This window comes from Pseudogracilibacillus sp. SO30301A, from assembly GCF_037072025.1.
Taxonomy (GTDB): domain Bacteria; phylum Bacillota; class Bacilli; order Bacillales; family Amphibacillaceae; genus Pseudogracilibacillus.
Window position 1 is genome coordinate 44,799 of sequence record NZ_JAXHDD010000011.1, and the last position, 15,086, is coordinate 59,884.

The window sequence follows — 15,086 nt, forward strand, 5'->3', positions numbered from 1 at the left end:
AAGCATGTATTTGTGGGAAGATTGTGGGAAGTTTTGAAGGAAAATTCGGGGCAATATCAAAGGCGTATGCAAGGGAATGGTGTGTTGAAAAAATAACGTAATTGAGTTAGAGTTAGATCAATAAACATTGTAATTATTAAAGAGTTGGAGAATGTTATATATGTTGTATGAAGCGTGAATTGTGGGTATATTAGTGTTGAGGTGATCGGTTTTGATTCGGAAAGAATTAATTGAAGCTTTCGAAGTGAATAATGAGGTTTTAACAACTGAACTGGCTGAAAGATCCAATTCCTGATTGGGTACATAATGACGAGTATAAACTTGATGACTCTTATTATTAAAGGAATACAAAAATACAAGAACATTATAAAAAAGTAAGTCCATATGAGTTCAAAATGAGGAGTATTTTTATCGATTCTAACTCACTGGATAGAATATGAGGTGCTAAAATGACAAAAATATTTCAATGTAATCGATGTGGTCGCTCCCATAAGCATGACCCTGATGATTTCGGTGATTTTACAGGAAATTTATTTCACAGATTACAAACAGTGTTTGGGTATAGCAGTCCATTCGATGGTGATTTGCTAGAATTTAACGTTTGTGAACTTTGTCTTTTTGAAATTTTGAGGGATTTCAAATATCGACCAATCTTAGATGGAGAAGACCCAGTAAAAGCATTCGATGCGTTCAGAACAAAGGAAACACCATACTATGATGATTTTTTCATCAAAAATTATAACGAGTTGGAAAATTGTAATAAAAAATAGAGTAGGATTGTGATCATTATGAGTGTAAAAGTTTTAGTTAATAGTGTTCAATGCAAAAAGTGTAACGACATCATCGAATCGAAACACACGCACGATCTCCAATATTGTAAATGTAAATCAATTTACATTGATGGCGGAACGGATTATCAGCGTTACGGTGGAAATATAGAACTAATTGATTTCAGTTATTCCGTCTATGAGGAGATCCTGCAAATTTGTGGTGTTGAATTTACAGATAAAGCGCAATATGAAAATGTAAAACGTGCTGTGGAGTCCTTGAAAATAGAGGGAATCCAACCAACATACGATCGAGTTAAAGGTATTAAAGACTTGCTCGATGGAAAAATAACTCATGAAGAACTTGCAGTACGATACAAAAAAGGTACTTAGCATTCATACTATTTTGACAGGAAACAAGGTACTAAGATTTCGGATGATATAAAAATAAACGAGGGAGAGTGTAAATTGAAGAATAAGAAAGTCGTTGTGGGGTTAATCCTAATTTTAACTATTTTTTAACAGCTTGTGGTAGTGGGGCAAGTGGTGGAAAGGCAAAGGTAGGAGTTAACCAGATTAGTTACAAGGATTTAATGAAAAAAATAGATAATGGTGAATCGTTCTTCTTGTTGACAATAGAGTTGGAGGAATCAAAGTACCTAGAGTAAGTACTACGATAAAACGTTAAAATACTATGATATTCCTGCATTCTTTGTGAATTTGAAAGGTGAGGGTGATGAAAAAATCAATGATTTGAACAATAATTATTTTCACCCTTTATACTTATACAAGGAAATTTCAGGTGAACCGTCTTGGGATACGGAAGGTGATGGTTTGGTGTATGTGGAAAGTGGGTGTTTTCTCCCTAGTTTTGATTTCGCCTTTTGATGAAGTATATTTAGAGAACGGACAATTAACTGAATCCGATGTAGAGGAAAGTGTTTCAGATTTATTGAAGTCATTGGATAAACATGGAATTGAGTATGAAAAAACTGAATAGGTAAGGGAGGTTTAAAAACCTTAATAAAAAGCGACTCTTCACGAATAAAGGGTCGCTTTTTTTGGTTTATAAAATATGAAAAAGAAAACAATAATTACTTCAACTATTTCTATAGTTTTATTACTCTTCACTTCACTTTTTATTAATGGAACGAAAGTGTTGGCAGATAAACAGACGGATGAAAAAGATTTAATAGCTTTATATAAGAAATACGATTGTATCCTACACATTGATTACGAATATCTCATCCAAAAGTTAGATTTTAACTCTTACTTTTAGGCACTTTTTCCTAGGTCTTTTCTCTAATCAATTAATTCACTTTCATTTTCATTTCTTCTATTTCTCGAATTAACTTTCAAAAATGGCTTTGCGATTTTTTTATAATTTTCTTGAAAGTTTTCTATTTCATTTTTCAAGACAATAGGATCTTCATTAAATAACTTCAATCCATTTATATATTCTTCTCTTTTATCTGACGGAATAATAAATGGTGTTACATCACGCTCCAAACATTGCCTAAACATAATAATTCTACCCACTCGTCCATTTCCATCTTGAAACGGATGAATTAATTCGAATTGATGATGAAACGAGAGTATATCCATTAAATCATTAATTGGATGTTCATTAACTAAACGGTACATCAAATCTTCAACCTCATGTGGTTCTGCTGTTGGTTGATCCCCTACAATATTAGGTATTCCCTTATACTTTTCGACACCGTAATTTGCTACATCTAAAGTGTTCCTTTTTAAAAGTTGATGGTACTCTCGGATTAACCTTTCAGTTAATGGTTCTTTGATCGTATCTAACATAAAATTAAATAAGTCAAAATGATTTTTTCCTTCGATAATATCATCAACATTATGACCGCCTGTATATAGAGTATTTCTTTCGAACAAATCCTTTGTATCAGACAGGCTCAATGTGCTTCCTTCCATTCGGTTTGTGTTATAAGACATATTGATTAAAGTGTATTCATACAAACCATTCTTTATTTTTTCTTTTCTTTCTTTATCAAGAACAAGCAAATAATTACTTTTAATTTTCATCACCTCACACCCTATCCTTATCTTTCCATATCTCTATCTTTTTTAATAGACTTTTTCTTATTATATTTTACATTTGCTTGAACTTCTACATCTAAATCATTGAAATCTTCAATTGCTTGTTTTTCAACATAATAACCTTCATATTCGTATGATCTTTGAATACCCCTCATATACACTTCACGATTATCAATATCCTTAGTTATTGCGCTTTTTAGTAGTCTCCTTAATTCTCCAAAGTATTGAATAACTCAATCCCCAAGTGGCAGTCATTATTGGTGAATGCTCCTCCCATCCAGGTTTTTCTTTATAACAAGGATCTACTTCTAAGACTTTCAGTAAGTGTTCCACCACATAACCATCATAGGCTTCAAAATGCAAAGTTGCTGGTATAATTTCACCACTTTCAGGATATTCTTCGGCTTCTAGCACACGTACCTCCACTTTTTGTTTTATTTCAACGTTCTACGTCTCTAAACTTATTCTTTTTGTTGTTTTTGATAGGCTTAACTTCACCAGTATATTTTACATCTTTTTTCACATCATTCGAAACATCTAATCCTGAAAAATACCTTTCTTTCGAATGAACATTGACATACTCTAATAACATATCCATTCGGTCACGAAAAGCAAAAGAAATGCGATCTTTTCTTTTATCATCAATAAACAACGAATCTTTTGTAATATCGTGAAATTCACTTTCTATATCATATAAAGCAACTGGTTCAAACCAATCAAATGATTGCACCAACTTCAATTGATCTTCATGATTATTTTTAAAAGGTTTACAAGTTTTTTTTTGATTAGCATTAATTAAGGATAAAGGTCTATCATGCCATAAAGATGTCCCACTATCAAAAATTGGACTAGCACCAATAAACGCTAATGTTTCAGCGTTTCTAATTACTCCAAAGTTATATTGGTGTCTATCTTCATTTGCAATAAGATAATCTAACACAATCATTTTATCAATAAATTCTTCTACATCGGGAATCTCCAAACACTCACAACAATTCAAATAATGTTGATGAACAGAAACATGGTTTTGTTTCTTTTCTGTTTGCATAACATACCATGCACTAATTAATTCAGTATCAGAGTCGATAAAATTTTCACACATACTATACGGATAATTCTCCTGGATCATTAATGAATAAGGAATATGCGGAATACCTAAACGCTCACATATTTTACTTGCAAACACTTCGTTATATGGTTCTTGTTGCGTTGCCCCACTACCACCTTTAATTAAAACTCGCTTACCATCAATAATCTTCCATTTCTTTTTTAACCATCCATCAGACGTATTATCAGGTGATAATAAATTTATGTTTTCTTTTTTATACTCCATATCAAAAAGAATATTTCCTACATCTTCTGAAAAAGTATGATGGAAAAAATTAATATCATCCCATTTTAAATTAGAGTTAGTAGGACATATCCAATATTGATCAGACAAACTTAACCCATATGATTTATCAAGAAGATTTTCTGTCGACCTAATATTTAATGTTTCAAGTAATTGTTCAATCCCAACTCGAGTTGCAGGAATCGATCTTGATTTCCACCATTCATTAAGACCGCCACGATTAATTTGCCCTTTTTTAACTTCAATACCTAAAGGTACATGTTCTTTTGCAAACACTTCTCCAATCTTTGAAATAGACGATGTTTGTTTATCTAGTTTTATTTCAGCAACAGGCTTTCTTTTATGCATCAAAACATAATTCATTTATAACATCCCCTCTGAAAAAACATTATAAACGTATCAATACTAACAACAGTATAACCTATTTTATGTCGATTCACATTATATTTTCGCCTTTAATATACAAATTGCAAATCTTCCATCCACTTCAAGAAATTCACACTCTGGATAGCATTTCTCCAAATATTCACGTGCATGATTTTCTATATCTTTTTTACTGATCCCTGATTCGAATACCGAATCAGGCAAATATATTTTATAAGGCACTTCAATTCCATTTAGCAGTTATTACTAATGAACTCGATAAATACCAATCCTTTCTATAAATCATTTGTAAAATAAACAGCGAAACTAGTAATACCTAAAACAAAAATAAAAAACAGGAGCGTTAATACTCTTATAAAAAAGAGTTCACTCCTGTTTTTGAAGTACGTCTTTACTTTACAGATTTTCCGAACGAGAAAGCCCATGCAGGGCATAGCCCGTCTTTAGACGTGGGAGTCTCAATAGCATTTTGATCAATTAATTTAACTATATAAAGTGTTGACATATAATTAATTACACCATTTGTAGAGTTTGGAGAAGCTAGAAAAACTCGACTATACTTACGATCCACAATGGAAGATTATGCAAAAAAATAAAGCTCGCTTCGGCGGGCAATTTTTAATTTGCAATCACATTTTATAATCGTGTAATAGCAAAGATTGTAAAAACAACAATTATCACCAAGAAGGTGCCCATGACTTTTTTAAATGTAGAAGCATCACTTCTTTTTCGAACTTCAGAGTATACTATGCAGAACACCCCTATTGCGCCAAACGTCATAATTAATGATTTAATCAAAACATTTTCCATTATAATTCCTAATTGGTCTCTCTCACCAAAATATGCTAAAGTAAATCCTCCAATGATAATTGTCGATCCAAAAAACCACCATATGATATTCCAAGTTTTATCCCACTTTTTATCTTCATCCACTTTATCTTTTTGAATCATAAAATCCCCCAAGCTTTTTTTAACACTATATAATACTGGATTTTATAAGTCAATAATATAAAAGTCTTATCCTTTTCACTTAATCCCGCAACTTTTAAGAATCTGCGTATTTTGCGAGCCGTGCCGGTGTAATTCTTGATGCCGTGCTTAGTAGCCAATTTTTAACGCTTGGCAAAGGAAGAGTCAACGCCGATCGACTTTAGATAATCGACAATGCTACCTGTCTTTTGGTCGCCTTTAGGCTTGCTCACAGCCTTTTTAGGTGCCGATGTTTTGCCGTTGATGATATCTTGTACTGCTTTATAATTCTTGCCAAGTGATTTCTACCTTGCTTCTCCGTTTCCATGTTTGCCGGCCAGAATCTCTTTTACGAGCTGATCAATAGACTTTTCAGCAGGCTTTGCTTTTGGCTTGGTGCCTAATAACTTCTCGTTGACACGCTTCTGTACGGCATCGTACTGACTTCCTAACGCTTTTTTGCGCTGTGCCCCACTACTGTGTTTACCCACATTTACTTCGTCCGCTAGTTGATCAATGGATTTGGATTTAGGCTTGCTAGTGTTTGTATTAGTATTAGGCTTCGATGTCGATTTATTTGCCAACACGGCCCTTATAATCAAAACAAAGGCAAGCCTTTCCATTCGATCCTTAAACTCGTTGTGGCCCTTAATGTACTTTAAATGAGGGTAAGTTTTTTTGTAGTGCAGCAACCAAATCAGCAAACTTTCCTCTTGTGCTTCCGTAGGCTTCTCCGTACGAAAATCGCCTGTTAAACAAGTGCCTACCGCATAGTTGTTATGATTTCCTACGTGATAAGTTCGAATTCAATATCGTTACAGAACTTAATCGTACCGTCAGATTCAATGACATAGCTGTAACCGATGCTTGGCCAACCTAAACTGTCGACATGATACCGTGAGTAACTTTCAGCATTTGAACCACCTAGCCCCTGTTTGGTTAAGCTGTGATGAATTGCAATTGTCGTTTTACCTTTTAAACTTAGCACTGGGAATTTCTTCGTAGAGTGCCGCTTTGTATATTATTAAATATAATGATTACTACTTTTCATTTTCATTTGAAAGATATATACCGATAATATGGCAATGACTAATAACCTACTACCCACCATATATGATTTATAGAATCAATAGTTCTCTTTTTTCGCTAAGGCCGATTTAAGCGTAATTGGTGCTGGTACAGATGTTGCCATCGAGACAGTAGATGACAATGAACATGAAGTGAAAATAATAGCGTGATCATTTGACCACGCTTTTACTTTTCTATAAACAATATTTATTGTATTGTTATCACTTTATTTTTTCTATATTAATAACACTAACGGTACTATCATATATATTTGTTACATATACGAATTCTGTTATCTTTGCTCGTGATAATACCATAAGCACCATTACCCACTTCGATGGTTGCAACCACTTCTTTTGTTTCTTAATCCACTTTTGAAACACTTTTTAATAGATTTTTAGAAGTCCCTTGATTTGCAATCCTAGTATATTTTTCATCAGATTAGATATAAGCTTGGACAGGATCATTACCAATTTTACCCTTCTCTAGTTATTCAGAAGCGATGTCAACAATAGTTAGTGAATGTTCATCATTTAATGTAGCTACAGTGTTTTTTTCATCTTTTGCAAACACTTTTTAGACGCCTTTACAAGCTGTGTAATTCCGATAAATGAGCGATGTTAGTAATAAAATAGGGTACAGTTCCAACATTTTATACTACATCATAGCCTTGATCTTCAACAACTTCTTTCATATTTTCAAACGAAACTTTTGCTTCGTTATAAGTAACTTCTACTTTACCATTGCTTAAATCTACTTCTACAGTAGCCACTCCATCTAATCCTTTAAGTGCGCTTTCTACTGACATTTTGCAGTGGCCACATGTCATCCCTTTAACATCTAAGGTTTTTGTTTGCATGTTTTCACCTCCTTTCAAGTTATGAAAGAAGAAATTAAATCTTTACTTTCTTTAAACGTAAGGAGTTAGAAACAACACTAACGGAACTTAATGCCATGGCTGCACCAGCAATCCATGGTGCAAGTAACCCAATAGCTGCAATCGGGATTCCCGCTGTATTGTATCCAAAAGCCCAGAAGAGGTTTTGACGGATATTTTTAATCGTAGCATGGCTGATTTTTATTGCTTTTGGAATAAGTAATAACTCACCACCAAGAATCGTTACATCGGCAGCTTCAATTGCCACCTCCGTGCCTGTACCAATGGCAATTCCAATATCGGCGATTGCTAATGCAGGAGCATCATTTACCCCATCCCCAACCATGGCAACTTTTTTACCTAGTAATTGAATTTCTTTTATTTTATCCGCTTTTTCTTCAGGTAATACTTGGGCTATCACTTGGTCAATGCCGACCTGTTTTGCAATTGCTTGTGCAGTTCGCTCATTATCTCCTGTTAACATGATGACTTCTAAACCTTCTTCTTTTAACTCGCTTATTGCTTGTGGCGCTGTTTCTTTAATTGTATCTGCAACGGCAATAATTCCGCGATATTTTCCATCTATAGCAATTAACATCGCTGTTTTTCCATCAACTTCGTAATCAATCAATTCTTGTTCCGCACTACCTACATCGATTTGGTGATCTTGCATGAGTTTTCGATTTCCTACAAGAATGTGATTACTAGATATCGTAGCTTCAATACCGTGTCCAGGTATTGCCGTGAAGTCATCTACTTCGACTAAATCGATATTTTTTTCTGTTGCATGGGCAACAATGGCTTCAGCAAGTGGATGTTCAGAGCCTTTTTCTGCACTAGCTAACAATTGTAATGTTTCTTTATCACCAGTAAAGTCAGTTACTTCTGGTTTTCCTTTTGTGATGGTTCCTGTTTTATCAAGAACAATTGTCTCTAACTCATGAGTTCTTTCTAGATGCTCTCCACCTTTAAAAAGAATTCCGTTCTCTGCGGCCTTTCCTGTTCCAACCATAATTGATGTTGGTGTTGCAAGTCCAAGCGCACACGGACATGCAATAACTAGAACTGCAATTGCTGCAACTAAGGCTGATTCAAAGTGACCGGGTTGGACAAATGTAATCCATACGGTAAATGTCAGAATCGCAATTACCACAACAATCGGAACAAAATAGCCGGAAATAACATCAGCTAATCGCTGAATTGGTGCTTTTGATCCTTGCGCATCTTCCACTACTTTCACAATGGATGCTAGAGCAGTATCCTTCCCTACTTTTGTTGCTTCCATTTCAATCGAACCATTTTTGTTTATCGTTGATCCAATGACAGTTGCGCCTATTTCTTTTTCGATTGGGATCGATTCTCCTGTAAGCATCGATTCATCAACAGCTGTTCGACCTTTTGATATAATACCATCCACTGGTATTTTCTCACCTGGTTTTACAACTAACCGATCACCAACAGCAACTTCCTCAACAGGGATCATAACCTCTTCACCGTCTTTTATGATGCGGGCTTCCTTTGCCTGTAAACTGAGTAATGAGGATAGTGCGTTCGTTGTCTGGCTTTTTGCCCTTGCTTCTAAATACTTACCAAATAGAATCAACGTAATTAATACTGCACTTGTTTCAAAATATAGATGGGACTCGTATGCTGGATTCCCAATCGACTTAAATGCTTCATATAAGCTATAAAAATAAGCAGCACTTGTACCTAATGCAACAAGCACGTCCATGTTTGCTCCGCCGTTACGAAGGTTCTTATATGCACCAACATAGAATTGCCAGCCGATAATAAATTGAACGGGTGTTGCTAATGCAAACTGAAACCACGGATTCATAAACAAATCCGGTATCGTTATATTAAATAAATGAACCAACATGGTTACTAATAGCGGTGCAGCTAACAAGGATGAGATAATTAATTTCGTTTTCATATTTTTAATTTCTTTTTCCTTGTGAGTTTGCTTTTCTACGACCTCAGCTTTAGGTTTAGCGTCGTAACCAAGGTTTTTGATTTTGTCAATTAGTGCTTTTAAATCCAGTAATCCTGGATTGTATTCGATAGATGCCGTTTCTGTTGTTAAATTTACTGCCGCAGATTTTACTCCGTCTTGCTTATTCAATACCTTTTCGATCCGGGTTGAACAAGCGGCACAAGTCATGCCAAATACATCTAGCTCTACTTTCTCTGTTAAGACACCATAGCCGACATTTTCAATTTTCTTTGTAATCTCTTCTATGGAGGTCTTTTCAGAATCATAGTCTATGGTTGCCTTTTCCGTTGTTAAATTGACTTGTGCTTCGACCCCATCCATTTTATTTAATACCTTTTCGACACGAGTGGAGCAAGAGGCACAGGTCATTCCTGTTATTCCAAGCGTTGCGTGATGTGTTTCGCTCATAATAACCTCCTCCTTATTTAGAAAACTGCTTTAATACACCCATTAATTCATCTATTGTTTCTTTTCCTTCCCCTTGCTTAATCGCATCACTGACACAATGATTGATATGCCGCTCCGTGACGGCAAAACCAACATTTTTTAATGCGGATTGAATTGCACTAATTTGTACTAAAATGTCTACACAATAACGATCTTCTTCTACCATTTTCTGTATTCCACGAACTTGTCCTTCTATACGCTTTAAACGATTAATGACTTTTTGCTTTTCATCTTGTGTTCTTGGTTTACTTGGGTGATCATTTAAGAATTTTTCCAAATAAATCACTTCCTTTCCCTTCATATTTATACCATACCCCCATATAGTATATTTGTCAAGAAATAACTTCATGTTTTGTAAAATATCTTGGCAGATAGGAAAGTAAAAATCTTTCCCGCCTGCATTAAGAAAAACTAAGAGCAAACCTCGACAATAAAATGAGGTTTCCTCTATTCTTTCGTTCACGTTCTTATCCTTTCGCACATGCGGTACAGGTCATCCCAGATATATCAAATGTTTGTTTATCATGCCACGTGATAACTTAATTTCTCAATTTTGTCTTCAAAATCCTGAACATTTATTTTTTCAGGGTCGTAAACAACCTTTGTTTTTTCTATCGCAACATTGACATTGGCATCTACCACAATGTCTATCTTGTTTAGACTTAATCAATTTTATTGGCACATACCCGAACAAGTCATGCCTTGAATTTGTAAATTTACTTCTTTTTGTGCTCCCATCGTTATTTCCCCACACCATATAAGGGTATATTTTTTAATAAAAATCGTGTTTCAGAAGCACGAACATCCCTCTTATCCTTGTTCTTCAATCACTTCTATAATATCTTTCAAGTTGACTTTTTGGAGGTCACATCGTCTGTTCCATCTTGTAAATGAACTTTTACAGTTTCCACACCGATCCGTTCCCCAACACTTCCCTCAATAGAATTCACACAATGTCCACAAGACATACCTTATACGTTCAGTGTTTCAATAGTCATTTTCATTACCTCTAATTTTTAATTCTTTTCCATATTACTATACCGTAGTTAGGTATTGTCAAGTGAAAAATTTATCAATTACCCGAGAATACCCGTGATTTCAATCGTGGGATGAATCTCCTACCACCATACTAGAAGCCCTTTCCTACATCATAATAAGAAAGGGCACAACCAACTTAATATACTATTTACTCAATTTCCTCCAAAATAGATAAATCAATTAATCCAGTTATATCGCTTGAGTCAACATAGCCTGCTTCTTTACTAATATCCGCCATTTCTTGAATTACTTGTTCATTTACATTTGTCGTCACTTCCAAACGACTAAATGCGACCTCCGTTTCTTCTTTATCAATTTCTTTTCCCGTTAATTCTTGAATATGCTTGATCACTATATCTTGTGCTTCTTCTGGATTTTCTTTTATGAACTCGACTGCTTTCTTATGCGCTGTTAAATATGCTGTTGTTAGTTCCTTATTTTCGGTGAAATCACTTGTAGCTGCAACGACCGTATTTGTTGACTCTTTTCCCCAAGCAAATTCATCCCAGCCTAAGAGCAATTTTCCGTCTGCTTGAGTTTCTAATGTATATCCCCACGGCTCTTGTGTTGCCGCAGCCTCAACGGATCCTTGTGTAAATAATGTTGCTGTCTCTGCTGGTGCCGCTGCGAATAATTCAACCGTACCACCACTAGATGTAGCATCTAAATCCACTTCTTGTAAAGCTTTTCTAAGCATCACATCTTGTGTACTTCCAATGACTGGAATAGCTACTCTTGTTCCGTCTAAATCTTCTAAATCATCTATCCCACTATCTTTAGTCACCGCAAGTACTGCTCCACCATTTACTGCTCCAGAAATGATATGGAATTCTGGATTTTTTACATAAATATTTAATAACGGACCAGGTCCGACTGTTCCCACATCAATTTCCTTTGTTTGCATCGCTTCCATGAATAACCCACCATTATTAAATTGCAATGTATCGATTGTTACTCCATGACCAAACTCTTCTTCAAAATAATTATTTTCTAGTGCTACAATCGTTGCGACATGTGTCAAGTTTGGAAAATAACCAATTTTAACAGTATTATCACCGTCGTTTGAGCATCCTGCCAAAATTCCTACTAATAATATAATTGAAACAGATAACTGTAAAATTTTCCTCATCCAAATTCCTCCCTTTTTTATTTTTAAGCTTTATTCATTCCCCATTTAGTTTGAACCGATCGTTCTAAACGCACAAAGACAACATGATCCATAATCGTTCCAATGACAGCAATGATAATCATCACTGAAATAACTAAATCCATCTGCCCGAGTGAACGACCGTTTTCAAGTAATTGCCCTAATCCACCGCCAGCACCTAATAATTCTCCAGCCATCAATGCCCGCCAGGAAAAAGCCCAAGCAATACGTAATCCGGAGAGCAGTTGTGGGATAGAAGCTGGTACGATTACTGTTCTAATAAAGTGAAATCCGCTAGATCCTAACGTTTTTGCCACTCTTTGATATAATGTTGGTACGTTTTTAAATCCACTCGTTGCACTAATTGTCATTGTCCAAGTAGCCCCAATGGTTACGATAAATAAAATCGCAAAATCGTTTAATCCAAACCAAATGATTGCAAGTGGAAACCAAACGATACTTGGAATCGATTGAAGTGCTGTTACAACGAAACCGAGCGTATCTTCCACGAGCTTATAACGCCAAATCAAATATCCTAAAATTACACCAAGAGTGATTGCAATGGAAAAACCGATGAATATCCGACTGAGACTTTTTATAATTGCAGAAGTTATTTGTCCATTTAATAATCCGCTAAATAATGTAGTGAAAACTTCGGTTAAACTCGGGAACATAAAACTTGGTAAACCGGACAGTCTAGATGTAACTTCCCAAATCACCGCTATCATTACGATGAAGGTGATTCGTCTTAAAGTCGTAGTCATCCCCCATTTCCTCCCTTAACACCTTTTCGATTTCATTTTCTAGTATTTTCAATATTCTTTGCTCTGTGTGTAATGTTACCGAATCCGGCATAATTCCGTCTTTTGTCGATGGAACAGAAATAACCTCTTTAATTTTCCCAGGTCTTGTTGCAAGCACAATAACTCTCTCCGATAAAAGCACGGCTTCACGAATATTGTGCGTGATAAAAAATATCGTTACTTTCGTTTTTCTCCATATATCTAATAATTCTTTATGAAGTACCATTCTTGTTTGTTCATCTAAAGCTGAAAATGGTTCATCCATTAGTAAAATATCTGGTTCCATCACGAGCGCTCTTGCGATGGCGACACGCTGTTTCATGCCGCCAGATAATTGGTGAGGATATGCATGAACATACTTACTTAAATGCACCATTTTTAATACGTCAAGCGCTTTTTCTTCCACTTCTTTTTTAGTCATATTTTTCAATTTTAGTCCGTACGTAACATTGTCTAACACGGTCAACCACGGAAATAAGCCATCTTCCTGGAATACAATGACACGGTCAGGTCCTGGATTACTTACCTTTCTACCTAAAATTTGAATCGACCCTTCATCCGCTTTTTCTAGTCCTGCAATCACATATAATAATGTTGATTTCCCACATCCTGAGGGACCTACAATCGATACAAAGTTTCCCTTTTCAACGTCGATATTGATATTTTCAAGAACTTTTACATCCTCATTTTTTTCATTTTTAAAACTTTTATTAATATCTTTTATCGTCAAATACATATTTTCACCTCAAATCGATATCCTTTCTCATTAAAACAAATCTGTTTACTTAGCATTATAGTTAGTAAAAAAGCGGAGACTATGAATCTCACACTTTTCAACTAAAAAGATCACTAGACAAATAACGTTCTCCAGTATCAGGCGCAATACATACGACTGTTTGACTCGGATGTAATCGACGTGCAACAAGTAGAGCTGCATATACAGACGCACCACCTGAGGGACCTAATAATATTCCTTCTTGAGACGCTAATTTATGCACTGTTTGATAGGCATCATCATCCTCTATTCGAATAATTTCATCATAAACATCTGTATTTAATATTTTTGGAATAAATCCTGGACTAGTTCCGACCAGTTTATGTTTACCTGGCTTTCCACCTGAAAGAACCGGAGATCCTGCTGGCTCAACAACATGAGTTGAGATAGATGGATCATATTCTTTCAACGTTTCACCAGTTCCTGTAATCGTTCCTCCAGTACCTGCCGTGCAAACGAATGCAGCAAGTTTTTTCTTTCCGGCTTTCATTGCTTCGATAATTTCATGCGCAGTTGAAATTCGATGTATATCTGGGTTTGCTTCATTTTCAAATTGCATTGGAATAAAACTATTTGGAATCTCAGAAGCTATTTCTTCCGCCCTTTTGATTGCTGCTGGCATCTTTCCTGCACTAGGTGTCAAAACTACTTTAGCACCAAATGCTTTTAAGATGTTCACTCTTTCCTCTGTAGAAGAGTCAGGCATGACGATAATGGCTTTATATCCCTTTGCAGCAGCATTCATAGCAAGACCAATCCCGGTATTTCCGGAGGTTGGTTCAATAATCGTTGCACCTGGCTTTAATAGCCTAGCCTTTTCTGCTTGCTCAAGCATGTAAAACGCAGCACGATCCTTCACACTTCTGCTCGGGTTAAAATATTCAAGCTTCACATAAATTTCCGCACCATTTGGATCTGCAATTCTGTTTAATTTGACTAATGGAGTATCCCCAATTAATTCTGCAATATTGTTGACGACTTTCAAATTGTTTCTTCCTCTCGTTAAAGGTTATTTTTTATTATAGCAGATAATCCTCATAATTCCTACCTTTTTAGAGTGATTTAATGTGCAATAAAGGAAGTTATCACCAATTTAATTGTAAATGTTGTTTCTAAAAATATGTTATAAACAGTTGAAGAAGAAGTATTGCTATTTTAGCAGACTCCTTCTTTTCTATTTTGAACTTTTAACCAAGTTTATCATGCTCCTGTATTGGACAAATCGAAAATAGTAAATAAAAAGGACGGTATAGCATTTACTAATTTTTAAATTTTGATGCTCAGCGGGGGCGATCCAAGTACACGACATTTTTCAGATACCAACATATTTGACCTAATAATAAATGTACCTTCTCTTCATTCGATTCATATGTTAAAGCAAAGAGAAAGGAGAGAAGTCT

The 15,086-nt window shown here is 35.3% G+C and carries 17 protein-coding genes; 3 read left to right on the forward strand and 14 right to left on the reverse strand.

Annotated features, from left to right (window positions below; genetic code table 11):
* Positions 1-449: 449 nt before the first annotated feature.
* The 3 genes from SPD89_RS07870 (at position 450) to SPD89_RS07880 (ending at position 1,767) form a co-directional block, all read left to right on the forward strand.
* On the forward strand, positions 450-770 hold the full coding sequence (locus tag SPD89_RS07870) for a hypothetical protein (protein WP_336261409.1): 321 nt from the start codon (positions 450-452) through the stop codon (positions 768-770).
* 18 nt (positions 771-788) lie between these two features.
* Complete coding sequence (locus tag SPD89_RS07875) at positions 789-1,160, forward strand: DUF7695 domain-containing protein (RefSeq protein WP_336261410.1); 372 nt, start codon at positions 789-791, stop codon at positions 1,158-1,160.
* A 448-nt stretch (positions 1,161-1,608) separates the two neighbouring features.
* Complete coding sequence (locus SPD89_RS07880; protein WP_336261411.1) at positions 1,609-1,767, forward strand: hypothetical protein; 159 nt, start codon at positions 1,609-1,611, stop codon at positions 1,765-1,767.
* 302 nt (positions 1,768-2,069) lie between these two features.
* Here the strand turns inward: SPD89_RS07880 and SPD89_RS07885 are convergent, their stop codons facing one another.
* The 14 genes from SPD89_RS07885 to cysK all read right to left on the reverse strand — a co-directional run bounded on the left by SPD89_RS07885 (position 2,070) and on the right by cysK (position 14,671).
* Complete coding sequence (locus SPD89_RS07885) at positions 2,070-2,819, reverse strand: Fic family protein (protein WP_336261412.1); 750 nt, start codon at positions 2,817-2,819, stop codon at positions 2,070-2,072.
* Positions 2,820-2,836: 17 nt separating this feature from the next.
* The gene (locus SPD89_RS07890; RefSeq protein WP_336261413.1) at positions 2,837-2,989 is read right to left on the reverse strand and encodes a hypothetical protein; all 153 of its coding nucleotides are present in this window, start codon (positions 2,987-2,989) and stop codon (positions 2,837-2,839) included.
* Positions 2,990-3,014: 25 nt separating this feature from the next.
* Positions 3,015-3,248: a hypothetical protein gene (locus SPD89_RS07895; RefSeq protein ID WP_336261414.1), complete on the reverse strand. Its 234-nt coding sequence runs from the start codon at positions 3,246-3,248 to the stop codon at positions 3,015-3,017.
* A gap of 25 nt (positions 3,249-3,273) precedes the next feature.
* Complete coding sequence (locus tag SPD89_RS07900) at positions 3,274-4,548, reverse strand: HipA domain-containing protein (protein WP_336261415.1); 1,275 nt, start codon at positions 4,546-4,548, stop codon at positions 3,274-3,276.
* Between the two features lie 657 nt (positions 4,549-5,205).
* Positions 5,206-5,520, reverse strand: coding sequence for a hypothetical protein (locus SPD89_RS07905; RefSeq protein ID WP_336261416.1), 315 nt, complete (start codon positions 5,518-5,520; stop codon positions 5,206-5,208).
* Positions 5,521-5,843: 323 nt separating this feature from the next.
* On the reverse strand, positions 5,844-6,242 hold the full coding sequence (locus SPD89_RS07910; RefSeq protein ID WP_336261417.1) for a hypothetical protein: 399 nt from the start codon (positions 6,240-6,242) through the stop codon (positions 5,844-5,846).
* 1,016 nt (positions 6,243-7,258) lie between these two features.
* Positions 7,259-7,465, reverse strand: coding sequence for a copper chaperone CopZ (copZ, locus tag SPD89_RS07915; protein WP_336261418.1), 207 nt, complete (start codon positions 7,463-7,465; stop codon positions 7,259-7,261).
* 34 nt (positions 7,466-7,499) lie between these two features.
* Complete coding sequence (locus SPD89_RS07920; protein WP_336261419.1) at positions 7,500-9,884, reverse strand: heavy metal translocating P-type ATPase; 2,385 nt, start codon at positions 9,882-9,884, stop codon at positions 7,500-7,502.
* A 13-nt stretch (positions 9,885-9,897) separates the two neighbouring features.
* Positions 9,898-10,200 (reverse strand): metal-sensing transcriptional repressor, encoded by a 303-nt coding sequence (locus SPD89_RS07925; RefSeq protein WP_336261420.1) that lies wholly within the window; start codon positions 10,198-10,200, stop codon positions 9,898-9,900.
* 568 nt (positions 10,201-10,768) lie between these two features.
* Positions 10,769-10,873, reverse strand: coding sequence for a hypothetical protein (locus SPD89_RS22955; protein ID WP_442961084.1), 105 nt, complete (start codon positions 10,871-10,873; stop codon positions 10,769-10,771).
* Between the two features lie 236 nt (positions 10,874-11,109).
* Positions 11,110-12,090, reverse strand: coding sequence for an ABC transporter substrate-binding protein (locus SPD89_RS07930; RefSeq protein WP_336261421.1), 981 nt, complete (start codon positions 12,088-12,090; stop codon positions 11,110-11,112).
* A gap of 23 nt (positions 12,091-12,113) precedes the next feature.
* Positions 12,114-12,872 (reverse strand): ABC transporter permease, encoded by a 759-nt coding sequence (locus SPD89_RS07935; RefSeq protein WP_336261422.1) that lies wholly within the window; start codon positions 12,870-12,872, stop codon positions 12,114-12,116.
* A complete protein-coding gene (locus tag SPD89_RS07940) occupies positions 12,805-13,647 on the reverse strand; it encodes an ABC transporter ATP-binding protein (protein WP_336261423.1) in 843 nt (280 codons plus the stop codon). Before SPD89_RS07940 ends, SPD89_RS07935 begins: the two co-directional genes overlap by 68 nt.
* Before the next feature lie 97 nt (positions 13,648-13,744).
* Positions 13,745-14,671: a cysteine synthase A gene (cysK, locus tag SPD89_RS07945; protein WP_336261424.1), complete on the reverse strand. Its 927-nt coding sequence runs from the start codon at positions 14,669-14,671 to the stop codon at positions 13,745-13,747.
* Positions 14,672-15,086 lie beyond the last annotated feature (415 nt).

Coding starts and splice junctions, on each gene's coding strand:
- SPD89_RS07920 (WP_336261419.1), bottom strand. CDS start 9,884: ATGAGCGAAACACATCACGCAACGCTTGGAATAACAGGAATGACCTGT.
- SPD89_RS07935 (WP_336261422.1), bottom strand. CDS start 12,872: ATGACTACGACTTTAAGACGAATCACCTTCATCGTAATGATAGCGGTG.
- SPD89_RS07900 (WP_336261415.1), bottom strand. CDS start 4,548: ATGAATTATGTTTTGATGCATAAAAGAAAGCCTGTTGCTGAAATAAAA.
- SPD89_RS07880 (WP_336261411.1), top strand. CDS start 1,609: ATGTGGAAAGTGGGTGTTTTCTCCCTAGTTTTGATTTCGCCTTTTGAT.
- SPD89_RS07905 (WP_336261416.1), bottom strand. CDS start 5,520: ATGATTCAAAAAGATAAAGTGGATGAAGATAAAAAGTGGGATAAAACT.
- SPD89_RS07940 (WP_336261423.1), bottom strand. CDS start 13,647: ATGTATTTGACGATAAAAGATATTAATAAAAGTTTTAAAAATGAAAAA.
- SPD89_RS07930 (WP_336261421.1), bottom strand. CDS start 12,090: ATGAGGAAAATTTTACAGTTATCTGTTTCAATTATATTATTAGTAGGA.
- SPD89_RS07885 (WP_336261412.1), bottom strand. CDS start 2,819: ATGAAAATTAAAAGTAATTATTTGCTTGTTCTTGATAAAGAAAGAAAA.
- SPD89_RS07875 (WP_336261410.1), top strand. CDS start 789: ATGAGTGTAAAAGTTTTAGTTAATAGTGTTCAATGCAAAAAGTGTAAC.
- copZ (WP_336261418.1), bottom strand. CDS start 7,465: ATGCAAACAAAAACCTTAGATGTTAAAGGGATGACATGTGGCCACTGC.
- SPD89_RS07890 (WP_336261413.1), bottom strand. CDS start 2,989: ATGAGGGGTATTCAAAGATCATACGAATATGAAGGTTATTATGTTGAA.
- SPD89_RS07870 (WP_336261409.1), top strand. CDS start 450: ATGACAAAAATATTTCAATGTAATCGATGTGGTCGCTCCCATAAGCAT.